Consider the following 22,274-nt stretch of genomic DNA (forward strand, 5'->3'; position numbering starts at 1 on the left):
ATGACGATGGAATTCTATGGATTTGACCGCGAAGCCGCCCTCAAGCATTGCGACAGCCTAGAGGTTGGCCTTGCACGTGACCTGGACCGCGTCCGCGCCTGGAACCGGGTGCGCCCGGAACACGTGATCGAACTGCTGGATACCGCTGCACCGGCCGCACGCTGGGAAGCGCGCAACGTGGCCGCGCAGATCAGCCGCGGCTCCTGGCGCGTGCACATGGACGCGGCGGTGGTCGGCAAGCCGCAGCTGGTCAGCAACGCGCGCGAGGTGCAGATCACGGCCGGTGGCCGCGACTATCGGCTGAAGATCAGCGAAGGCGTGCGCCTGCAGCTGGAAGAGATCGTCCAGGGCGTGTGACCACTCCCGCGCGCACTGGCCGGTATCGGCAATGCGCGGGGCAGGGGGCTGCACGAATGCAGCGGTAGCGTGAACGGAACGCATGCCTGAGGGGGCAGGCACGCGTACTGCAAGGCAGGGAATGACCATGGATCTGGCAAGCAACATACTGGCGGCGCTGGCGGGGCCGGCGCATGCACAACGCTTCCTGCGGCTGCATACCGCGCTGGGAAGCGAGGTGCTGGTGGCTGAAACCCTCGATGGCGTCGAGCAGGTCGATGGCCCGGGCTTCCAATGGACCATCACCGCGTTGTCCACCGATGCGGGGTTGGACCTGGGGCCGCTGGTCGGCCAGGCCGCCCTGCTTCAACTGCAACAGGCCGACGGCAACCTGCGCCCGCTGCATGGCCGGATCACCGCCGCCGAGCGCATCGGCAGCAATGGCGGCCTTGCCCGCTACCGCCTGCGCCTGCAGCCATGGCTGGCGTTCCTGTCCCAGCGCGTGGACAGCTACGTGTTCCACGACAAGACCGTCGTGCAGATCGTGGAGGATGTGTTCGCCGACTACGGCGTGTTGGCACCGGCGTGGCGCTGGTCGTTGCGTGATGCCAACCAGTACGCGCGGCGCAGCCTGACCACGCAGTACCAGGAGAGCGACCTGGCCTTCGTGCAGCGCCTGCTCGCCGAAGAAGGCATCTATTACTGGTTCGAGCACGAGGGGCAACCTTCGGACGCGGACTTCGGCAAGCACACGCTGGTACTGGCCGACCACGGCCACGACGCCACCGATGCGGGCAGCGTGCGTTTCCATCGGCGCGATGAAAGCGAGCGCAGCGACACCGTGCAGCGCTGGGACGTGGCGCGGCGGTGGCGCACCCACCGCGTGGAGCGCGCGACCTGGGACCACCGCACCCTCGAGCGCCGGCAGGCCAGCGCCGCGGCGGAGAGTGCCAGCGACTTCGGCATCGTCGACCGCGACACCGGAGGTCCTTACGGTTGGCAGGACAATGCGCGCGGGCAACGCCGCGCCCAGCAGCACCTGGATGCGCCGCGCGTCCAGACCCACCAGATCGAAGGCGCCGGCCAGTGGCGGGCGCTCGCACCCGGCACCCGGTTTGGCCTGCAGCAGCATCCGCAGGTGCAGGGCGATGCCCGCTTCTTCTGCCTGTCGGTGCAGCACCAGGCGCGCAACAACCTGGACGCCGACGTGTTCGATGCACTGGAGCAGCTGCTCGGGCCTGCGGCCATCGCGGTACCGTCGCTGCCTGCCGCGCTGGCCGGCACCGCCCAAGCCGATGCGAGCCGCAGCGTGGAGACCGCCTTCTACGACAACCACTTCGTCGCCGTGCCGACCGAGGTGAGCTACCGGCCGCAGACCGACGATGGCCATGGCGGGCGCCTGCATCCGCGCCCCACCATCACCGGTACGCTCAGCGCCATCGTGGTCAGTGACGGCGAGCCACTGCTGTCCGACCGTGACCACCGCATCAAGGTGCAGTTCCCGTGGCAGCGTGGCGGCAACGGCAGCAGCGGGCGCGATCATCCGGGCGGTGACAACAATGCCAGTGCCGACGGCAACGCCTGGACCTGGGTGCGCGTGATGACGCCCTGGGCCGGCGACAACTGGGGCGGCGTGGTGTTGCCACGGCGCGGACAGGAAGTGCTGGTGGCCTTCCTGGAAGGCGACATCGACCGGCCCGTGGTGGTCGGCAGCCTTTACAACGGCCGCGGCCAGCAGGATGCACAGCACAACCAGATCAACGGCGGTGGCGCCAACGCCACCGGCAACGCGGCGGCCTGGTTCGAAGGCAACGACCACGCGGCGGTGTTCACCGGCTTCAAGAGCCAGGCGCTGGCCGAAAGCCAGTCCGGCACCGGCGGCTACCAGCAACTGCGCTTTGACGACACCCCCGGCCAAGGCCGCACCCAGCTGTCCACTACCCAGCACGAAAGTGCGCTCACCTTGGGGCATATCAAAGCGGGGCAGGACAACGTGCGTGGCCCCGAGCGCGGCTTCGGCGCCGAGCTTTCCACCCGCGCCCAGGGCAGCCTGCGTGCCGGCAAGGGCCTGCTGCTGACCACCGAGCAGGGTGCACAGCAGCTCTCCGCGTCGCAGGCGCTGTCGCAGCTGATGGAAGGCCAGAACCTGTTGAAGTCATTGGCCGACTCGGCGAAGGAGCAGAAGGCGCAGCTGCCCAAGGACCAGGACGAGCTACCTGCGGACAGAATGTTGAGCGAACTGCAGGAGCAGCTCAAGGCGACGCAGGGTGGCAGCAGCGGTGGCGCCATCGCCGGTGGCGGCGGTGAGGCGCCGGGCTGGAGCGCACCGGCACTGCTGGGCAGCGGCGTGGCCGGCGTGCTCAGCCTGACGCCTGCCGACCAGGCTTGGGTGAGCGGCACGCACACCCTGCTGAGCGCGGGCGTGGCCCTGAACTGGATGACGCAGGGTGCGCTTACCCTGGCCGTCGCCAACGGTCTGGTCGTCTACACCGTTGGCCAGAAGGCACGGGGCGAGAGCCCCAACCAGGAGAGCGGCATCGCGTTGCACGCCGCGCAGGGCAAGGTCAGCGCCAGGGCGCACAAGAACCTGGCCAAGGTGGCCGCCAAGACCGACGTACGCATCGCCAGCACCGAAGCAGACGTACAGTTGTCCGCACGCACCAAGCACCTGCTGGCCAATGCCGCCGGTGCGTACATCCGGATCGAGGGCGACAACATCGAGCTGGGCGCGCCGGGGAAGATCGAGTTCAGGGCAAGCCAGAGGGAGTGGGTGGGGCCGGCGAGTACAAGCGGCTCTCAATCCATTCCGGAAGCCGAGCTGAAAGCATGCCCCACCAAGGATGATGCGGCAGCTGCATCTGGCGCCGCTTTTGTCTGAAGATGGATACAAGCCAAAAAAAGCAGTCCATTCAACGGTTTCTGGCTGAGCGTGCGGCTGGTTCGGAACACGGGCTTGTCGTGATGCTGGATCGCTTCCTGGATCGCGGCGCGGGTTTCCAGGAGTTCGTTGGCCGCGATTGCCATTCGGTTGACGTGTGTTTGAAGCACCCTGCATTCACGGATGTCTGCCGCACGCCGCGACTTGTTCATATCAGGCCAGAAGACTCCGACCTGATTGCGCGCGTCCTCGACCTGGCGTTGCGAGAGCAGGCCTTCCCTCTACAGGAAGCTGCTGCCGGATTGTCCGTGGCCGGATGGATGGAAACCGATGCTCCGCTGGAAGTCTTGGCCAGGCATTTCGCAGTAACAATGGAGCAGCGCCTTGGGACGACCGGCCAACTGCGGGTGTTGCGGATCTCCGATCGACGCGTACTCGAGTTTGTATGGGCTCTTCTGGATATCCCTCAGCGGCGCTCGTTGTTGGGCCCCATCACTCATTGGCATTTCATTGATCGACGCGACGAGATACAGAGCCTTGCTCTTAAAGACGGCGATCAACGCCACGAAGTTTCCGGCCAGAGGCTGCGACTCGATCACGCACAGTGGCTGGAGTTGGAGCAATGTCAACAGGTCCAGGAGATGGCTCGTGGTTGGAAAGGCATGGTTGAGGTGCTTCCCAAAGATTACCTTCGCCAGTTGCGTGCGGCGCTTGCCTCCGCAAAACGTCTTGGCTTGTCGGTAAATCACGATATTCAACTGTTGGCGGCCTACATATTGCAGATTCATCCTTTGCTCGCCAGCCATCCCACGGTGGTTGCGTTGGTTGAGCGCTCAGTAGCCGAGCGGTCGCCGTTGATGGATGCCTTGGCTGAGATTCCCGATCCGGAGGGTTGGGACCAGATCAAGAGTGAACTGGGGCCGGTCAGGTTCCCCTACTTTGCCTTCGACACGGCGCAAACTTAAGGAACACAGGAATGTTCGACGGTAACCAGCCGATAATGACTTACGGCCCCAGGGCCATTCAAGCCGCGAGTGCAGCAAGCCGATGTGGCCAAGGCGGTTGTCCATCGTGTGTGAAAACAGGATTGCCCGTGCTGGTGGTGAGGCCCGGGGTGGTCGCCAAGCCTTTTATGTCCAATATCCAAGGGCATCTTTCGCCATTGCTGCGGGGGATTGGCCTGCCCAGGCTCAAGTACCTTGATTACGCGGCGCGCACGCTGCGCGAGGGATACCTGTACGCTTTTTATGAAAAGGCCCATACGCCGGAGATCAAGGCACAAGGCGGCTGGCAGGTGAATCTGGTGGATGAAGGTGGCTACCTGACCCCGGTTCCGCTCTCGCCTATTCCATTGGTCGGGGTGGGTGAAGTGCCGCGGTTCTCGTGTGAACGCACGGCCGGCTATGCTGCTGCGATGTTGTTTGTCATTCCCGATGCGAAGAACACGGGAAGAGTATGGGTGGCTTTCAGTGAGAACCCCTGGGCTCCCAAGGTCTTGGAACGCTACGCAAAAGACGAGGGCTTGCGGAACAGGAGAATGACCTGCATCAACGCTCCAGCAGCGTCGTGCCCGGCATCGCTCCCGTTCACTGCGGGTTCTGCAGAGCAACTCATCTACGACTACTCGTACACGACCGTGGCATTGGCGGGCGATGCTGGGCCATACCCGCGCTGGAGCCCGCGCATGGCTAGCGGACTTTCCATGGAGCTGAAACTTCCGGGAACGGCGCCCCCCCGGATGCGTTCTGAAGTCGCACAGGATGTTGTGGTTGCTGCCAGGGAAATACTATCGCGGGGGCGCAACCAGTATTCCGAATCTGATCTGCGGATGGTCATGGTTGATGATGTTGTAGGCATTGCTCATGAAACAGCGGTGCTGCGTACAACCTACTTCAAGAGTGCGAGTGACTACGTCCTTGGCCGTGCCGACGGAAACGCGGAGAAGGCTGACTGGATGCTCAAGTCGGCCCTGAGCATAGAAGGCTTGATGGGCAGCCTGAGGCAGGCAGGCCAACGTAAGCAGCAGGAGTACGACGAGGCAGGGTATTCGCGCTATCACAACACCTCGATGATGCACGACGTATTTGTGCAACTTCAACAGGGCAAGCAGCTCCCGGCTGAAGCGGAATTTGTGCCCAATAGGCAGGTGCATGTCGCCGCAGGCGGTCCATTGGCTTCAGGCTATTCCGTTCCCGACTATTCGGTTCCTGGAAGGGTAGTTCTGCCTTCCCCGGTCAACCAGGCGGAGGAACAGTGCGAAAAGCTCCGTAAGAAGCTTCGTGGACGGGGGGCGAAAGCGGACTATCGGAGTTTTCTCGACGCCTACGAGACGCATGCTCGAAGGGACGCGGAGGGAATTCTGGCAATGGAGGGGGATCATTTCGATTGCCTCGATTGCGCCCCGAGAAAATTCCTGTTCGAGTACGACTTCGATGAGGACGATAAGCTCAGCGGCTTCTTCTATGCGTGCACCGCTGCCCGCGTCCTTCATGGCGGCCATATCACCGGCAACACCGCACAGGAGCAGGGGGAGGCTGGCGCCGGCAATCTGGGGAAGGGCAAAGGCGGGGAATGGTACGCGCGCTACCTTGGCGATGACCCGACCTTGAAGGAAAACATCCTGTTGAGAGCGTTGCTTGGCAATACCTCGCAGGGCTTCAAGGAGTGGCTCGACAAGCGGGACGGGCACTTCGGCATGATGGGCAACGTTCTCGATAATGTTGAGGAACTTTCGCGGAATCCCGCGGCAGCGGGCTGGGTGAGGTTCGGAGGGAAGCATTCAAATGCATTGCGCATGCTTGCTTCCGGGTATGTGTCCGGGCTGCTGCCGATTGTCGGGGGAGCGGCATGTCTGCTTCAGTTGGCAGGGCGCATGACGCCCGTCGCCCTGGCGCGGATGACGAGTTTGATCTCATTGGTAAGCAATGCCGGTGCCCGCCACGCTGGCGCCACTCTGGTCGGCGTCACCATGCCGCTGTATAAGGCGCTGCGCATATGGCGGCGGATGATGATAAATACGCAGGATGCGGCAATCGCCGCAGGACGTGTCACCGCAGCGAAAGGAACGGCGGTCGTCAACTTCAGCAGCATGCTGAAATCGATTGGCGCGACTGCGGCTGCTGATACGTTGGTTGAAGTCTACATGTGGGTGGATAAGGCCCCGCGCGAGATGGAAGCTTGGGCGCAGGCAAATGCGCTGAAGTCGGTTGCGCTGACAGGGGCCATTCGTCAAGGATCGAGAGCGGCCCAGTACGCCATTCGATTGATGCCAGGCGTAATGAGTGGAGCCTGGACTCAGGCGACCCGCCATATCAACGGCGCCACGCTCGCACAGCTGACAGGGACAAGCGGAAAGGTATTGGCCAATGGAACGGCGATCATGGCCGGTGGTGCCGGGGTGCTTTCTGTTCTTTCGATCATGAAGAACTATGAGCAGTTTTCCAAGGGAAATGAGACGGAACGGGCGGAGGCGACAATAGGAATTTTGACCGGTTCCCTTGCGTTCGCCGGCGCTGCATTGACGCTGCAGGAGCAGATATATAAGGCGAAGTCTTATGATCTGCGGGCAGCGAATATGAAAATGCTGGCGGGAAGGTTGGTGGCTACAGCGTCGTTTGTAGATGCCGTGGTCAGCGCCGTCAAATTTTTTCAGGCGAAATCGCGCGGAGACTATGCGGCTTCGGGTGTTTTGGCACTCCAGGCATTTGTGTTGGCCGGCGCCGGCGCCGCGGCATGGGCTGCAGCTGTTGGCTCGTCAGCAACGATCCTTGGAATTGGAATGACGGGCTGGGGCTTGATTTTGGCTCTAGTTGGCGTGGGTTTGACATTTGTCTACTATTATCTAAAGAATTCCCCGCTGGAGGATTGGGGGGCTAGGTCTATATGGGGGGGCAATTCTGGCGGCGGGTTTAAGGGTTTGGCGGAAGAGCAGTTGAATTTGAATATGCTGCAGTCCGGCGCTAAGTTTGAGTTCGAGGATAGGTTGTTTACGGATATGAATACTCCTGGTGGTAAAGGGATATTCTCCAATATAACGCCCTGGATGGTTCTTAAGAATATACTCGGCGATAAAGATCGCCTGAAGCGAGGAGGGGTGCGTGAGGGCTGGGTTAGGATCACTATGCCCAGTGAACTCAAGAGTACGATCCGTATTTGCATAGGGGTATATGCAAGAAAGAATTTCAGTAGGCGCATGGTGTTGGCCGGGGCATATTTGCCTGGTGATATGCCCTTGGGTGCTCTCATGGATGAGTACCCGGATGTTGTAGATATTCGCGGGGAAGTTATCGACACTGGAGTTCAGAAGGATGAAAGCGGAGCTTTCGAGTTGGTGACGGCATATGGAATTCCTAATTTCAGGTACACAGACGCGCACGCAGTTATTTGGTTGCAAGAGATGGATGAAGATGCCGGTAACTTTGCGGAATCTTCATTCAAGATAAGGTTGACGGACGGCGGGGATTCGTGATGCTCAGAGAGACAACAGTAGCGGTGTGGAAGAGCGCTGAGCCGGAAGTGGTATTTACACCGGAGCTTTTCAAACAGAACGCTCATGCGCGGCGGACACCATTTCGCGTCCTGCCACCGGATCATAGTGTGTCATTGAATGTCGATCCGGTTGCTTTTGATGCTGTGCTGCGAGTCCATCCCGATGCATTGGAAGTTGGGACCGTTCGTGGTGAGTACTCGAAAGATATCAAGTGGTCGAAATTTTCAGCGTTCTTTATGTGGGCATTTGGCATTTTTTCGCTCGCAATAATGCTTCTGTCGGTTGGGAGGGGAGGGGAGGTTAACCCTCTTTATGAACTGTACATTGTTGGTCTATTTGGCTTCATGTCATACTTTATGCTTTGCTTTGGTTCCTATTTTTGGCGATCGGCGAAAGTTAATTCTCTGGATGATCCTGTTATGTTCAACAGGAAGTCCAGGCTCGTTTATGTTCTTCCGTATTTGAAGGGGGGCTTCTTTAAGTTCTGGGTGAGCGGCTCTCATGGTGCGCCCGTCTCCTACAGGTGGGATGATCAGATCAAGGCGCGCATCTACAGCTACATCTATTTCCGAGGGGCGAACCTCGCTTCCGAAGGTTTCGAGCTGGGATTGCTGGCGATCCGCGAGGGAACCGGTAACGAAGTCGAGCACCTGATTCAGCTGGGCGTCCAATCCAACGGCTTCGACAGCACGCAGTTGGCGTTGTGGGAGCACATCCGGCAGTACATGGAGGAAGACGGTCCGCCGCTGCAACCAGGCGACAAGCTGCGCGCAACGGATCTATCGCGTGTTCCTGAGTTCCCGCCTGAGATTGTTGCCGCAGCCGGTGGCCCGGCATTGGATCAGGAAGCTATTGATCAGTTGGTACAGCAGAAGGCGAGGCCATAATCAGGAACGGATGCTTCCTTCGTCCTTGCAATGCGATGCACGGATGCACGGATGCACGGATGCAGGCCTGGTGATGTGGGCTTCTTCAGAGGAGAGAGATGATGTCGATCATTGAGTGGTCAGCACAACCTGATAATTGGACGTCACTAGCTAACGGATGCATCTCTTGATGCTTCGCGAGACGACAGTAGCGGAATGGAAGAAGGCCGAACCGGAAGTCGTGTTTGGGCCCGAGCTCTTCAAGGAGAACGCGCATGCGCGGCGTGCGCCATTTCGCGTTCTACCTGCGGATCATGAAGTGTCATTAGAGGTCGATCCGGTTGCTTTTGATGCCGTGCTGAGAGTTCATCCCGATGCGCTGGAGGTGGGCACTGTTCGTGGTGAGTATTCGAAGGACATAGGGTGGTCTAAGTTTTCGGCATTTTTTATGTGGTCTTTTGGGTTGCTGTTTTTCTCCCTCATGGTTTATGTGAATATTTTATCGATCCGCTTTGAATGAGGTATTGATCTATTCATAATTGCGACTTTTGGTTTCGGTGCATATTTCATGTTTTGCTTTGGCTCATACTTTTGGAGATCCGCCAGAATTAACTCTCTGGATGATCCTGTCCTGTTCAACAGGAAGTCCAGGCTGGTCTGCATTCTTCCCTATATAAAGGGTGGATTTTTCAAGTTCTGGAAGAGTGGTTCCCATGGAGCGCCCGTCTCCTACAGGTGGGATGATCAGATCAAGGCGCGTATCTACAGCTACATTTATTTCCGAGGGGCGAACCTCGCTTCCGAAGGTTTCGAGCTTGGCTTGCTGGCGATCCGCGAGGGAACCGGTAACGAAGTCGAGCATCTGATCCAGTTGGGTGTCCAATCCAACGGCTTCGACAGCACGCAGTTGGCGCTGTGGGAGCATATCCGGCAGTACATGGAGGAAGACGGTCCGCCGCTGCAGCCAGGCGACAAGCTGCGCGCAACGGATCTATCGCGTGTTCCAGAATTTCCACCTGAAATTGTTGCTGCAGCCGGTGGTCCGGCATTGGACCAGGAGGCTATCGATCAATTAGTGCGGCAGAAGGCGAGGATATAGCTTGATATCGGATGCAAGGAGGCAAGTGCGCGTGGATGGTTCACCGAACGGAAACAATGACACCGATGCGTGGGAGTAGCCGCGGGATGTTGTTTGGGATGCGCCATCTTCCGGACAGGAGTGGTGGGTGGGGGCAGCTGCTGGGTGTCGGGCGCGATGAAGGGAGCGCCGAACCCGCCTCTCTGAATGCCATCCAGTCGGTCAATGATTCTTTCATGACGTTTTCACCTGCTGTGGAAGCTTCAGGCCGGGGATTTACGTTCATCCTGGGCTTGGTGATCGGATGTGCCGGCGTGAGCATGGTTCTGTCACGGGTGGTGATTGGAGGAATACTCTCAAGGGCGGATTTTTGGCCTTACCTCGTGGGTGTCTATGGAGTCATCCTGCTGTTTGCGGGTGCGTTCTTTGCTTGGTCGATTTCCTCTGCAGCACGTCTCTCTGCGCCTCCCGTAGTGCTGAGCAGACGGCTAAGAAAGTTCTTCTGCTGGATTGACCGGAAGAACGGCTGGGTCAGCATCGACTACGATGCGGCGCAGCCGATCTCCATGGTTTCCAGGAGCTACAGCCTGGCCGGCGCCGCCACCGGCTATGTGCTTGCCGTGGTCGATATTGAGGCGTCCGATCGTCGTATCCGTTCGTACGTTCCCCTGGCACAACCGTATCGTGATGATCGCGCGCCCGGGATGATCTGGGAATTTATTCGTCATTACATGGACGGCGACCCGGAAACGTTGCCGCCTGCGGATCCACTACCGCCTGCTGATGATGCGCGGGCGGACTATGTGCTGCTGGATCGGCAGTTGTTCGGCGGCTTGGTGGATGCGCATCATCGCGTCAAACCGGGCGCGTTTCCGATGACGTATGTGTGTGTGGTAGGTGCCCTGATGTACTGGTTCGAGCGCGCCGGGCTCTGGATATGGCGCATCGCCCCCAGACCGGAGTGGCCGGCGGAGATCCGTGCCGAGATGTCGATGCCCGCGCCCGCGAGCTCGTTCCGGACGCGGCCTCTCACCGAGGCGGAGCGTCTTGCGTATGCGGGCAAGCTTGGCTATCTGAACCGACGTTGGTTCGTGCTCGGCGCCATTTGCACGGTGATCGTGTTCATGATGTTTGCCGTGCCTGGCATCCCGCCGTGGTTCTCGGAGCTGAACCGCTGACTGCGCCCAGGCGAGCCCAGACAACCCTCCGTGCGGTGGTGATCATCACGATTACCATCCCGACGATCACGGATGCCCAGCGGGAACGATGTCCGCGCTTGGCCGGGTCGCGATCAGGGCAGGGTATGCGCGCGCCAGCGAACGCATTGCGTTGAAGGCCGGGGCTTTGCGCTTCGCGCGTGACCTGCTGCAGCTCACGCCTTTACATCGCAGGGCAGGCCGGATCCTTCCCGGTGACGTTGGCACAGACGCGGCGGCGACATTCCAGGCCTTGCAGGGTATTGGCGCCCGGACAGCGGCGCAGCTGTGCCTGGATGCCGGATTCGGTCGAAGCCGACTTCTTGCTGGCGACCTGGTCGAAGGCGGTGCGCTCGTCTTCGGCACGCTGTTGCTGGTCGGCTTCGATCTTGGCGATCAGGTCGTCCATGGTGCGCGGTTGCTGCGCTGCCGGCTTGGGCTTTTCATCTTCCTTGATGATGCCGAGCAACGTGCCGAGCAGGTTGTCGCTTTCCTTGCCCTTGGTGCCGGCACGCGCCGCCGGTTGCGCCCTGCGCGTAGGCGCAGATGCAGTCCGGCTGGCGGTTGCGAGGGAGGGCGTGGCGCCGGCTGCCGCCGATGCCGCGGTGTTGCCGGGGTCGGCGAGCGCATCGAGCGGGTTGCCCTGCGCGGTGCCATCGGTGTCAGGGGCATCGACGATCATGGCCGCGCCATCGTTGGGCGCAGCAACAGGTGCGACGGGATGGCCGGTCGGGGCGCTGCTCTCGGGTGTCAGCGAGTACTCGTCCTGGTCCATGCCGGCACCGCCGCGCATCAGCGCCCACGCCAACAGCGCCACGATGACCAGCACCGTGGCGGAGACAATCCACCACCACTTGCGATGGCCATTGCTGCTGGCAACACTGGGCGCACGCGGCGACGCGGCAGCCTGCCGGCCTTCCATGTCAGCCAGGATCCGTCCCGAGTTCGGGGCTTGGGCCTTGGTCTGCTCTCCCCCTGAGAGAAGACTTGGCCGGTTGATTCCGCCATTATTCAAGTGCATCCAGCCCTTGGTTTGAGTCGGCTTCCGCCGAAGCGAATGGTGCATTCTTAGGGCATGCTTTTCGGCGCGTCAACCTGTCGGTTTCCATGGAGGATCAGTGTCAGTAGTTGCCGGTGTAGCGATTGCGGCTTTTTTGTTGGCGGCCTTGGTGTGTTGGGCACTGCTGTTTCCGGATGCAGTTGCGCGATTGCGCGAGCGCTTCCGAGCAAAGCAGGTCAAGTCTCACAGCGTGGGTGCGGTTCGTCAGGCAAAGGATGAGACGCCCATCGCCAAATCACGTATTTCATTTCGTGAAGAGCGACATGGTCTGCGGGGTTGGTTGATGCGGCATTGGGTCGTCCTGACAACTGCGCTTGCGTTGTTGGCGGTGCCGCCGCTGGTCATCCTGTTGTCGCGGCAGACCGTCGTGCTTGCGGATTTCCGCGGTGACGACCTGTCCGAGTCCGGCTCGATGGTGGCGCAGCTGCTGCGGGGAGAGCGCCTGACACCGCCACCGCCGCCGCCGCCCGAGGTCTTCACGACGCAGGAAGTCCGTCGTCTGCGCCCCGAGATCGTGACCGCGGACCGCAAGTGGGAGCAGATCGACGCCGATCTGCAGCAGCGCGTGTTGGCCATCTACGAGGTCATGCGGCGCCAGTACGGCTACGAGATGGTGTTGATCGAGGGGTACCGCAGTCCCGAGCGCCAGGCCGAGTTGATGGCCGGTGGCAAGGCCACGCGTGCCGGTGCCTGGCAGAGTTGCCATCAATACGGGCTTGGCGTGGACAGCGCGCCCATCCGCGATGGCAAGCTGCAGTGGGACATGAACGATGAATGGACACGCCGTGGGTATTATCTGTACGGCGAGCTGGCTGAACAGGCAGGGCTTGATTGGGGCGGCAACTGGCGGAGCATCAAGGACTACGTTCACGTCGAGATGTCTGACAGATGCAAGGCAGCAAGGGCCATCAAACGTGCGGAGTTGTCTCAGCAAGGGTGATAAGAACACCTGACTGCTGGTATCGTTTCGCGAGGATGAGTCGGGTTGCTGCGACGCGGCGATGGAAAGACCGGTTCACACAGGATCAGGGAGCGTGATGTATGGCACGACCTTTCATAGTTGTTGGTGACAAGCTGTCCCATGGCGGCAGCGTGGTCTCTGGCGCGGAACACACCGACGTCGCGGGAAAGCCGGTGTCGCGGGTGACCGACCGCGCCGTCTGTGCGGTTCATGGGGCAACCACCATCGTCAGTGGCGATGCCACCGTCATCATCGACGGTCAAGCAGTGGCGCGTGAAGGCGACAGCACCGCCTGTGGGGCAACATTGATTTCCTCGCAGACCACGACGGGCCTGGGTTGAACCCGGCGATCACAGGAGCGCGCATGGAGCATAGCGACTGATGGCGGGATGGACGGGCAAGGCTGCTTCGGTGCTGCTGGTATTCATTGCCACCTGGGGCAGCGCGATCATGTATTGGCGCAGCACCGGTGCCACGCCGAGCGGCATGGACATGCTGCTGTACCTGGGACTGTTGCCGGCGGGCGTGAGCAGTGCTGGCTTCATGGCGACCGGCTTGCTTCGCCAAGGGGCCGACAAGGCCTTGGAGAAGGCCACCCGCAGCCCTGACAACGATGCGCCGCCGGTTGCGCGTGAGGATGGCGTGAAGGTGGCTGCCGCTGCTGCGTTGACCGCCGGCCAGATCAACCTGGGCGTGGGCCTGGATGCGCCGGCATTGCTCGCGACTGCAGCTGCACCGCCGCGTCCTGCCTTGAGTGCACGGTTCCGTGATGGCCAGAACCTACCGGTACGCGTGAGCGAGGCCGCGCAGCTCGATGAGCTGGAAGTGCTCGGCGAGCGCGAGCAGGGCATCGATACCACGCCACGCGAGCGCCGGGCGCTGGCCCTGCTTGCGCCGGTTCTGGATGAGCTGTTGGGCGAGGCGGCGATGGCATTGCCCGTGCTCGAGGCCCGCGAGGAAGTGGTGGTCGCCGGGCTGCGCCGCAACGATGAAGGTCGCGTGGACAACGTGCTCACCGTCGAGCTGCTGGTCGCGCATGGCTGGTCCGATGCGCTGCTGCATTGGGTGCGCGATTGGCTGATGCAGCGGGTGCTCGAGTTCGGTGTCGATGGACGCCGGTTCGACGTGGCCGTCACCGTGGTCGGGGATGACAATCAGGCGTGGCGCCATCTGCATCGGCTTGCCGATGCCTTGTCGCGAACACCTGACCGATGGCACCTGCTGCTGGCGTGTGACTCCTGCATCGACCCGGACGTCATCCAGGGCTGGCTGGCCAATGGCGTGCTGGCCACGGCCCGTCACCCGGAAGGCCGGACGCCGGGCGAAGGCGCCGCCGGCGTGCTGCTCGCAGGTCCCGGCATGGCCACCGAAGGCAACGGTTGCCTGTGGCCGCCGCTTGCGCTGGAGGCCGATGCCACGCAGGTGGCACGGCCGGCCGAACGTCGGCGCCATCTGACCACTGCGGCGAGCCAATGGAAGCAGTCCTTGCCGCAGGACGAACACAGCGTGCAGTTCGTCCTGCACGATGCGCGGCAGGGCAGTGACGGCGTGGTGGATGCCGCGCTGGCGGCGTCGGCCTTGAACCCGGACCTGGAATTCGGCGCGGGCAACCTGTCGCTGCCGGCTAGTGCGGGCGAGCTGGGGCCGGTGCTGCCAGTGGCGATGCTCGCGCTGGCATTGGAACAGACACGACGAAACACCGGACCGGTGCTGCTACTGGCCGGCACCGAAGCGCAACAGCGTGTGCTGGCACTGGTCAGTGCCGGCAGCACACCTCAGGCGGCTGATCTGCCGTCGACTACTTGAACCTGGATTCCCCCGCATGAGTTTGAGCAACTTCAGCTATTACCTGCGCGACTACCGGCTATGGATGTTGGTGGGCCTGATCGGCGCAGGCGGACTGGCCTGGTATGGCGAGGCCGAGGCGCGCGAGATCGGCATCTGGGTGGCGATCGTGCTGGGCGCGCTGCTGTTGCTGGCGTTGATCGTGTGGATCATCAAGCGGATATTGGCGCGGCGCGCGGCCCGGAAGGTGGAGGCGCTGGTGCAGGGCGAGGCCGACCGTGCGGTTGCCAACGCCCAGCCCGCGCAACGCGGTGACACCGAGGCGCTGCGGCAGCGGATGATGGATGCCGTGAAGCAGATCAAGTCCTCGCGCATGGGCGTGCTGAAGGGCAGTGCGGCGCTGTACGAGTTGCCGTGGTACGTGATCATCGGCAACCCCGCCGCCGGCAAGAGTTCGGCCATCCTCAATTCGGGGCTGCAGTTCCCCTTCGAGGACAACCGCAGCAACGTCGTGCAGGGCATCGGCGGAACGCGCAACTGCGACTGGTACTTCACGACCAATGGCATCGTGCTCGATACCGCCGGCCGATACTCGGTGAGCTCGGAAGACCGGATGGAATGGCTGACGTTCCTCGGCCTGCTGAAGAAGAACCGCCCGCGCGCACCGATCAACGGCGTGATCATCGCGGCCAGCATCGCCGAGCTGTCCGGCGGGAAGCCCGAGTTCGCGATGGAGCTGGCCAAGAACCTGCGCCAGCGCGTGCAGGAGATCACCGAGCAGCTGGAAGTGTTCGCACCAGTGTACGTGCTGTTCACCAAGGCCGACCTGATCGCCGGTTTCAGCGAGTTCTTCCGCAACCTGGACCCGGGTGAGCGCGAGCATGTGTGGGGGGCGACGCTGCCGTTCGATGCGCACCAGCAGACCGATGCCTTGGCCGCCTTCGACACGCACTTCGATGAGCTGGCCGATGGCATGAAGGAAATGGGCCTGACCCACATGGCCATGCAGCGCGGGCGCGAGGTATCCCCGGGCCTGCTGTCGTTGCCGCTGGAGTTCGTTGGCATCAAGCCGGCGCTGCGCACCTTCATCGCCACGCTGTTCGAGGACAACCCTTACCAGTTCAAGCCGGTGTTCCGCGGCTTCTACTTCAGCAGTGCGTTGCAGGAAGGCCGCTCGGTCCACCATGCCTCCGAACGCGTGGGCCGGCAGTTCGGCCTGCAGCGTGGCTCGAACGAGGACGTCGCGCCCACCGGGCAGACGGCGTTCTTCCTGAAGGACCTGTTCCGCAAGGTGATCTTCGCCGACCGTGAACTGGTACGGCAGTACTCCAGCCCGCACCAGAACCGCCTGCGCTACGGCGTGTTCCTCGGTGCGGTCGGCGTGCTGGCCTTGGCGCTGGGCATGTGGACCTGGTCGTACACCACCAACGCGCAATTGGTGGAGAACGCCACCAAGGACCTGCAGCAGGCCGTGCAGGTGCAGAAGGACCGGCTGGACCTGAAGTCGCGCATCGATGCGTTGCTGCTGCTGCAGGACCGCATGGAACAGTTGGACCGTTACCGCAAGGAAGGCGGCATCACCACCAGCCTGGGGCTGTACCAGGGCGATGCGATCCGCGAGAAGCTGCTGCGCGAATACAACCACGGCATGCAGCAGGTCATGCTGGCACCGACGGTGTCCAACCTGGAGAACTACCTGGGCCAGGTGGTCGCGCAGCGTGACAAGCTGGGCCAGGCCGGGCCGGCGGTCGCCGACGGCGAGGTGCTCTACCAGAATGCATCGCCGACCAATACCAATGACGCGTACAACGCGCTCAAGACCTATCTGATGCTGGGCAATCCCAAGTATGTGGAAGGCGCGCATTTGTCACAGCAGCTCACCCTGTTCTGGCGCAACTGGCTCGATGCCAACCGCGGCCAGATGAGCCGCGAGGAGATGGTGCGTTCGGCCGAGAAGCTGATGACCTTTTACGTGGCGCAGGCCGACAAGCCGGGCTGGCCGCAGGTCCAGAACCGGGTCACGCTGGTGTCGGACAGCCGCGAGGCGCTGGGCCAGGTGATGAAGGGCCAGCCGGCGATGGAGCGCGTGTTCGCGCAGATCAAGGCGCGTGCCGGCGCGCGCTTCGGCACGGTCACGGTGGACAGCCTGATTGGTGAGGAGCGCAACGGGCGCTTGATCAATGGCAACTACGCGATTTCCGGTGCCTTCACCCGCAAGGCGTGGGAAGACTACGTGCAGGACGCCATCAAGGAAGCGGCCAATACGCAGCTGAGCACCACCGATTGGGTGCTGGGCACCACCGAGCAGAGCGACCTGTCGCTGGCGGGCAGCCCCGAGCATGTCTCGCGTGAACTGGTGGGCCTGTACAAGCAGGAGTACGCCCGCGAGTGGGGCAAGTTCGTGAAGGGGCTGAGCATCGCCGAGTTCACCACCTTCGACCAGGCCGCGGCCAGCATCAACCGCCTGGGCGATGCCAGCACCTCGCCGTTGCGGGTCCTGCTGGAGCGCATCAACGAGGAGACCGTGTGGGATAACCCCGCCGCGCAGGCGCAGTCCAGCAAGGCCCGCAAGGGCTTCGTGGCGTGGTTCCAGCGCACCATCCTGCGCAAGGACCCGGCCGCCGCTGCCGCGGCGCAGCCGGTCGGGCCGATCGGCAAGGCGTTCGAGGGCATTGCCCGCCTGACCACCGAGCGTGGTGATCAGCCGGCCGTGATCAAGGCCTATTTCGAAGCGCTGGGCAAGCTGCGCGCCCGCCTGAACGCAATCAAGAGCCAGGGCGACATCGGCGTGGGCGCGCGCAAGCTGATGCAGGACACACTGAGCAACGAGGGCTCGGACCTGAGCACGGCGCTGGCACTGGTGGACGAGCAGGTGTTGACCGGGTTGGACGACAGCCAGCGCGAGGCGCTGCGTCCGTTGCTGTTGCGTCCGTTGACGCAGACCTTCGGTGCCTTGGTGGCGCCGACCGAAGCCGAGGTCAACAAGACCTGGAAGGCGCAGGTGTACGACCCGTTCAAGGCGCGCATCGGCCAGCAGTATCCGTTCAACCTCAATTCCGACGTGGACGCGGCCGCCAGTGACGTGGCCACCATCTTCGGTGCCAGCGGCAGCATCGCCAGCTTCAACAAGGAGGCGCTGGGGACGCTGGTCATCCAGCGCGGCCCGTTGCTCGAAGCACGCCGGTGGGCTGGGCAGGGCATCAACCTGTCGGCCGAACTGGTGGCCAACTACGGCAACTGGGTGGGCGGTTCGGTGGCGGGTGCCGCGCAGGACAGCACCATCTTCGAGATCCTGCCGTCGCCGGCGGCCGGCGCGGTGGAATACACCATCGAGATCGATGGGCAGTCACTGCGCTATCGCAACACGCCGCCGCAATGGACCACCATGCAGTACCCGAACGTGGGCCAGATCCCGGGCGTGAAGATATCGGCGGTGACCGGTGACGGGCGCACCGTGGAAGTGTTCAACGCACCGGGCACCAATGGCTTCAAGCGCCTGATGTCCGAGGGCAAGTACGAGCGCCTGGATGACTCCAGCCGCATCACCTGGGAAAGCGACGGCGTGGCGGTGACGGTGGAGATGCGCATCGTGCGGCGCGCCGGTGCCGGCACCGATGGCGGCGATTGGCAGCGTGGGTTGCAGCTGCCGGAGACGGTGGCGGGCGGCATGCCCGCCGCGCGGCCGGCGGCACAACCGGCGGCGCCACAACAAGGAGGTGGGCAATGAGTCGCGCGGTGAATGCCGGGGTTTCCTATTTCGGGAAGGTGCCCTCACGGGGAGACTTCGTCCGCACCACGGACAACCACCAGTTGCTGGGCTGGCTCGACCGCTGGGCGGGCGAGAGCCTGGAACTGCTGAGCCAGAGCCCGGACTGGAAGCAGCGCTATGACGCGGCGCCGGATATCCACTACGCCTTCCTGGGCTCGCGCAGCAAGACCGTGCTGTGCGGTCACCTGCTGGCCAGCCGCGATGCATCGGAACGTCGTTTCCCGTTGTTGTCGGTGGTTCGCCTGGATGCAACCGACCCGTTGCCGTTCATCGGGCGCAGCCCCTTGGCGATGTCCAACGCGTGGTCCGGGCTGGCGCGGTTGGCGCGGCAGGCCTACCAGGACGATGACGCCACCGAGGCGCTGTCCAGGCTGGGCGAGGCGCGTTTCAGCATCAGCACCGAGGTGGGCGACTACAACGGCAGCTTCCAGGACTTCCTGGAAGGCTGCACGGTGGGCGAGCTGGAACAGCGCCTGCGCGAGGCCGGCCACGGCGAGGTATCGCTGAAGCACATGCTGCCGGCGATGGGCATGCTGCTGCAGCCGGTGCTCAGCGGTGGCGACGTGAACATCGACAAGGCGCTGGTGCTGCCGCTAGCACGCGATGCGGTCTACCGCCCGCTCATCGCCGCGTTCTGGCTGGACATGATCTCCAGCTTCGTCAGCCGCGGTGACTTCGAATTGTCGGTGCTGGTGCGCAACGATGCGACGCCCACGATGGTGGTGGGCTTCAACGGCGCTGACCGCCAGGTGCTGCGCGCGGTGCTCGACCCCAGCGACGACAGCGGGTTCCTGATCCACCTCAAGCATGCCGAATGGGTGGAGGAATACCTCGGCAGCGACTACAACCTCAACCGGTTGGGCAGCTTCCTGGACCGCGATGACCTGGCCCTGGCCACCGCGCGCAAGCTGTTCGGCGAGACTTTCCTGGGAACCTGACGATGGCCTCTTTCAGAAACACCGGCGTGGCGATGCTCCTGATGCTCGCGGCTGCGCCCTTGCTGGCGCAGAACCCGGCGCCGCCCGCTGCCTCCACCGGGGAGCGGCCGGTCGTCATCGAAGGCGTCGTGCCCGACCAGGCCACCAAGGCCAAGCTGCTCACCAACCTGCGCGCGGTGTATGGCGCCGACCGCGTGGTCGACCGCATCCAGGTGGAAAGCATCGCCACGCCGCCGAACTGGGGCGATTACGTGGCCGGGATGATCAACCCGGGCCTCAAGCGCGTGTCGCCCGGCAAGCTGGAAGTGAACGGGCAGGCCGTGCGCATCAGTGGCGAGGTCGGCAACGAAGCACTGCGGCAGCAGGTGGTCAGCGACCTCAGCCTGGCCAGCAATACCTCGTACACGGTGACCAACGGCCTGAAGGTGGGCTCACAGCAGAGCGTGCTCGACCAGACGCTGGCCAACCGCATCATCGAGTTCCAGAGCGGCAGCGCGAAGCTCACGCCGTTCGGCATGAGCATCCTGGATGAAATGGTGGCCAAGATGGCGCAGATGCCGGACAGCCGCTTCCTGATCATTGGCCACACCGACAACGTCGGCCAGCGCGAATCCAACCTGGCGCTGAGCCATGCGCGTGCGTTGGCGGTGAAGAACTACATGATGGGCAAGGGCATTCCGTCCAGCCACATGGACGTCCTGGGCAAGGGCCCGGACGAACCGGTGGCTGACAACACCAGCAACGACGGTCGCGCCCGCAACCGTCGCATCGAGTTCAAGATCCAGTAAGGCTTCGGTGACGCGGAGGGCTCAGTAGCCCTCCGTGTCCTGGTTGACGTCGAGCATCTCTTCCATCTGGTCCAGCGTGGACTGGTCCTTGACCACGCGCTTGAGCCATACGTGCAGCGGCATTTCGCCCCAGCGCGCCGCCTTCTCGGCCAGGTAGGCCACGGGACTGTGTGGCTCGGTGCGGCGGAAGAACTCGGCCACCTGGCGCAGCTGCTGCAGGGCTTCCTTGCGCGTCGTGGGCGCGCCACCGGCGGCGCGGGGTGCCTGGCTGGCCGGGGCCTGGGCGGTGGGGGCCGCTTGGGCGAACACATCGTGGTCGCCATCGTCGGGGGCGTGGACCTCGCCGTCGAGCAGCATGCCCGCATCACGCGCGAAGCGCTGCGCGGTGCGCTGGATATGGTCGAGCTGTTCCCGTACGGCGCTGAAACTAGGGCCGTCCATGCCGAGGCGGTTGTCCACCGCGGTCTGCAGGTCGGACAGCGCCGTCGTGCATTCGGGCAGGGTTTCGATCAGCTGGCGGTAGAAGTCATGGCTGGTGTCGCGGCGCGCGGCCTCGAGCAGGTCGAGGCTGGGGCGGCCGTCATCCGGTTCGCCACTGTTGGCGCGGGCGTGGGCATGTTCGTAGTCGGCGATGCTGAAACGGCCCTGCGGTGCAGCCACGATCGGAACGATGCGAAGCCATTGCAGCGAGTTGGCAAGAAGCCAACTCAAGTTGCCAATTCGTTCTTCCTGGTCGCCATCGTAGGCCAGCGGGTGCACGTCATCCCAATAGCGGTCACACAGGCCGGCGATGGTGCGGAAGCCGCCCGAAAGACCTACGAAGCCATTCAACTGGGTATTGGCTTCACACAGCCAGCCGGCCAGGCGCAGGTCCTTGGTACGTGTCTGCAGCAGATCGGTGCAGTCGCGCAACACGCCCTGCCAATCCGCGTACTTGATGTCTGTTTGCCATGCCCCCTGATCCAATGTGGGGTCATCGGCGCGACGTTTCTCGATGATCCGGTCAAATTCGGCCGAGAAGGAAAGGTCTTCGCCCGTCGGCGCGTGGTCCGAAATCGGGGCCAGCAGGGCATCCTGATCCAGCATGGCAAGTCTCGCTATGGGTTGTCAGGCGATTCTAGCGTGGGCTGTCGGGTTGAGTGCTAGGGTGTCACCGGATAGCGATGCTCTGCACGAAGCGTGGCTGTCGCTTCTTTTCGCCTGTTCAGTGATTTGAAATTTTCGTGAAGAGTGCTCGTACATCTGTATGTCGCGAGTTCTGGTAAGTTGCGCGGCAGGACTCCGACAATGTTCCGCTGGAAGCGGGGATTGTCATGACATATGGACACGACATGGATCAGCTGACGAACCTGATGGCACAGGTCGCCGCGTTGAACAGCGCGCAGCGCCTGTACCGGCTGGAGAGTGACCTCCTTGGGGAGGGCGTGGTGGAGCGTTGGTGGGGGCGGGATGCGTTGGGGGCGCATGCGCGCACCGACGTGGATGTGCTCTGTACCGACGAGACGGTGGACCTGGAGGCGCTGCTGGGTTCGGCGGCGACGCTGGTTGCGCGTACCGCCGCTGGCGGTGAGTGGAAGCGCAGCGGGCTGGTCTGCGAAGCGCGCCGGCTGGGCAGCGATGGCGGGCTGGTGCGCTATCGGCTGTCGCTGGCCTCGTGGACATGGTGGTTGCAGCATGCGCGCAACAGCCGCGTGTTCCAGGACAAGAGCGTGCGCCAGATCGTCGATGAAGTGCTGCAGGCACACGGCGACCTGGCCAGCTGGCAATGGGCCGAGGGCTGCGATGCGCTGCTCGGTGACCGGGTGCGCAGCTACTGCGTGCAGTACCGCGAGAGCGACCTGGACTTCGTGCAGCGCCTGTTGGCCGAGGAAGGGTTGGGCTGGCGGCTGCAGGACGATGCGCAGGCACGCTGCGGCAACGGCATGGAGATCTTTGCCGACAGCGTGCGTCTGCCGGAGAGCGCGGCGAGCACCGAAGGCGTGCGCTTCCATCGCAGCGATGCAACCGAATCCAGTGACAGCATCCAGTTGTTGGGCCGGCAGCGGCAGCTGACCAGCACGCGCGTGAGCGTGCTCAGCGATGACTACCGCCGGGTGAGCAGCATCGCGCGGCAGTTGCCGGTGGATGGCG

The 22,274-nt window shown here is 62.9% G+C and carries 17 protein-coding genes; 15 read left to right on the forward strand and 2 right to left on the reverse strand.

Annotated elements, in window-relative coordinates; genetic code table 11:
• Positions 1 to 6 precede the first annotated feature (6 nt).
• The 8 genes from IB227_RS17845 to IB227_RS17880 all read left to right on the forward strand — a co-directional run bounded on the left by IB227_RS17845 (position 7) and on the right by IB227_RS17880 (position 10,825).
• On the forward strand, positions 7 to 357 hold the full coding sequence (locus IB227_RS17845) for a hypothetical protein (RefSeq protein WP_192288492.1): 351 nt from the start codon (positions 7 to 9) through the stop codon (positions 355 to 357).
• A 127-nt stretch (positions 358 to 484) separates the two neighbouring features.
• Positions 485 to 3,214, forward strand: a complete 2,730-nt coding sequence (locus tag IB227_RS17850) for a type VI secretion system Vgr family protein (protein WP_192288493.1) — start codon at positions 485 to 487, stop codon at positions 3,212 to 3,214.
• A gap of 2 nt (positions 3,215 to 3,216) precedes the next feature.
• On the forward strand, positions 3,217 to 4,179 hold the full coding sequence (locus IB227_RS17855; protein WP_192288494.1) for a DUF4123 domain-containing protein: 963 nt from the start codon (positions 3,217 to 3,219) through the stop codon (positions 4,177 to 4,179).
• An 11-nt stretch (positions 4,180 to 4,190) separates the two neighbouring features.
• Positions 4,191 to 7,682, forward strand: a complete 3,492-nt coding sequence (locus tag IB227_RS17860) for a T6SS effector BTH_I2691 family protein (protein ID WP_192288495.1) — start codon at positions 4,191 to 4,193, stop codon at positions 7,680 to 7,682.
• Positions 7,682 to 8,590 (forward strand): DUF6708 domain-containing protein, encoded by a 909-nt coding sequence (locus IB227_RS17865; protein WP_192288496.1) that lies wholly within the window; start codon positions 7,682 to 7,684, stop codon positions 8,588 to 8,590. Before IB227_RS17860 ends, IB227_RS17865 begins: the two co-directional genes overlap by 1 nt.
• Positions 8,591 to 8,759: 169 nt before the next feature.
• Positions 8,760 to 9,089, forward strand: coding sequence for a hypothetical protein (locus tag IB227_RS17870; protein ID WP_192288497.1), 330 nt, complete (start codon positions 8,760 to 8,762; stop codon positions 9,087 to 9,089).
• A 48-nt stretch (positions 9,090 to 9,137) separates the two neighbouring features.
• Entirely contained in the window at positions 9,138 to 9,668 is a 531-nt protein-coding gene (locus IB227_RS17875) for a DUF6708 domain-containing protein (RefSeq protein ID WP_192288498.1), read from the forward strand.
• Between the two features lie 215 nt (positions 9,669 to 9,883).
• Positions 9,884 to 10,825, forward strand: coding sequence for a hypothetical protein (locus tag IB227_RS17880; protein ID WP_192288499.1), 942 nt, complete (start codon positions 9,884 to 9,886; stop codon positions 10,823 to 10,825).
• A 202-nt stretch (positions 10,826 to 11,027) separates the two neighbouring features.
• Here IB227_RS17880 and IB227_RS17885 read toward each other — a convergent pair whose 3' ends face one another.
• Positions 11,028 to 11,765 carry a hypothetical protein gene (locus IB227_RS17885; protein WP_192288500.1) on the reverse strand — a complete coding sequence of 246 codons (738 nt, stop codon included), beginning with the start codon at positions 11,763 to 11,765 and terminating at the stop codon, positions 11,028 to 11,030.
• 196 nt (positions 11,766 to 11,961) lie between these two features.
• Between IB227_RS17885 and IB227_RS17890 the strand changes: the two genes are divergently transcribed.
• From IB227_RS17890 to IB227_RS17915, 6 genes are all read left to right on the forward strand, one after another.
• On the forward strand, positions 11,962 to 12,843 hold the full coding sequence (locus IB227_RS17890; RefSeq protein WP_318639562.1) for a M15 family metallopeptidase: 882 nt from the start codon (positions 11,962 to 11,964) through the stop codon (positions 12,841 to 12,843).
• A gap of 101 nt (positions 12,844 to 12,944) precedes the next feature.
• Complete coding sequence (locus IB227_RS17895; protein ID WP_132862274.1) at positions 12,945 to 13,205, forward strand: PAAR domain-containing protein; 261 nt, start codon at positions 12,945 to 12,947, stop codon at positions 13,203 to 13,205.
• Positions 13,206 to 13,245: 40 nt separating this feature from the next.
• Positions 13,246 to 14,670 carry a hypothetical protein gene (locus tag IB227_RS17900; protein ID WP_192288501.1) on the forward strand — a complete coding sequence of 475 codons (1,425 nt, stop codon included), beginning with the start codon at positions 13,246 to 13,248 and terminating at the stop codon, positions 14,668 to 14,670.
• A gap of 16 nt (positions 14,671 to 14,686) precedes the next feature.
• Positions 14,687 to 18,376, forward strand: a complete 3,690-nt coding sequence (tssM, locus tag IB227_RS17905) for a type VI secretion system membrane subunit TssM (protein WP_192288502.1) — start codon at positions 14,687 to 14,689, stop codon at positions 18,374 to 18,376.
• A complete protein-coding gene (gene tagF, locus IB227_RS17910) occupies positions 18,373 to 19,356 on the forward strand; it encodes a type VI secretion system-associated protein TagF (protein WP_192288503.1) in 984 nt (327 codons plus the stop codon). The genes tssM and tagF overlap by 4 nt, the downstream gene beginning before the upstream one ends.
• Positions 19,357 to 19,397: 41 nt before the next feature.
• Positions 19,398 to 20,144, forward strand: coding sequence for an OmpA family protein (locus tag IB227_RS17915; RefSeq protein WP_192288510.1), 747 nt, complete (start codon positions 19,398 to 19,400; stop codon positions 20,142 to 20,144).
• A 21-nt stretch (positions 20,145 to 20,165) separates the two neighbouring features.
• On the opposite strand, the gene tssA is transcribed toward IB227_RS17915, so the two are convergent.
• The gene (tssA, locus tag IB227_RS17920; RefSeq protein WP_192288504.1) at positions 20,166 to 21,230 is read right to left on the reverse strand and encodes a type VI secretion system protein TssA; all 1,065 of its coding nucleotides are present in this window, start codon (positions 21,228 to 21,230) and stop codon (positions 20,166 to 20,168) included.
• A 245-nt stretch (positions 21,231 to 21,475) separates the two neighbouring features.
• Here tssA and IB227_RS17925 point away from each other — a divergent pair.
• The coding region (locus tag IB227_RS17925; RefSeq protein ID WP_225591960.1) for a type VI secretion system Vgr family protein at positions 21,476 to 22,274 on the forward strand (799 nt) is incomplete at its 3' end.

Source organism: Stenotrophomonas sp. STM01, assembly GCF_014852135.1.
Classification (GTDB): domain Bacteria; phylum Pseudomonadota; class Gammaproteobacteria; order Xanthomonadales; family Xanthomonadaceae; genus Stenotrophomonas; species Stenotrophomonas capsici.

Coding starts and splice junctions, on each gene's coding strand:
- IB227_RS17845 (WP_192288492.1), top strand. CDS start 7: ATGGAATTCTATGGATTTGACCGCGAAGCCGCCCTCAAGCATTGCGAC.
- IB227_RS17850 (WP_192288493.1), top strand. CDS start 485: ATGGATCTGGCAAGCAACATACTGGCGGCGCTGGCGGGGCCGGCGCAT.
- IB227_RS17855 (WP_192288494.1), top strand. CDS start 3,217: ATGGATACAAGCCAAAAAAAGCAGTCCATTCAACGGTTTCTGGCTGAG.
- IB227_RS17860 (WP_192288495.1), top strand. CDS start 4,191: ATGTTCGACGGTAACCAGCCGATAATGACTTACGGCCCCAGGGCCATT.
- IB227_RS17865 (WP_192288496.1), top strand. CDS start 7,682: ATGCTCAGAGAGACAACAGTAGCGGTGTGGAAGAGCGCTGAGCCGGAA.
- IB227_RS17870 (WP_192288497.1), top strand. CDS start 8,760: ATGCTTCGCGAGACGACAGTAGCGGAATGGAAGAAGGCCGAACCGGAA.
- IB227_RS17875 (WP_192288498.1), top strand. CDS start 9,138: ATGTTTTGCTTTGGCTCATACTTTTGGAGATCCGCCAGAATTAACTCT.
- IB227_RS17880 (WP_192288499.1), top strand. CDS start 9,884: ATGACGTTTTCACCTGCTGTGGAAGCTTCAGGCCGGGGATTTACGTTC.
- IB227_RS17885 (WP_192288500.1), bottom strand. CDS start 11,765: ATGGAAGGCCGGCAGGCTGCCGCGTCGCCGCGTGCGCCCAGTGTTGCC.
- IB227_RS17895 (WP_132862274.1), top strand. CDS start 12,945: ATGGCACGACCTTTCATAGTTGTTGGTGACAAGCTGTCCCATGGCGGC.
- IB227_RS17900 (WP_192288501.1), top strand. CDS start 13,246: ATGGCGGGATGGACGGGCAAGGCTGCTTCGGTGCTGCTGGTATTCATT.
- tssM (WP_192288502.1), top strand. CDS start 14,687: ATGAGTTTGAGCAACTTCAGCTATTACCTGCGCGACTACCGGCTATGG.
- tagF (WP_192288503.1), top strand. CDS start 18,373: ATGAGTCGCGCGGTGAATGCCGGGGTTTCCTATTTCGGGAAGGTGCCC.
- IB227_RS17915 (WP_192288510.1), top strand. CDS start 19,398: ATGCTCGCGGCTGCGCCCTTGCTGGCGCAGAACCCGGCGCCGCCCGCT.
- tssA (WP_192288504.1), bottom strand. CDS start 21,230: ATGCTGGATCAGGATGCCCTGCTGGCCCCGATTTCGGACCACGCGCCG.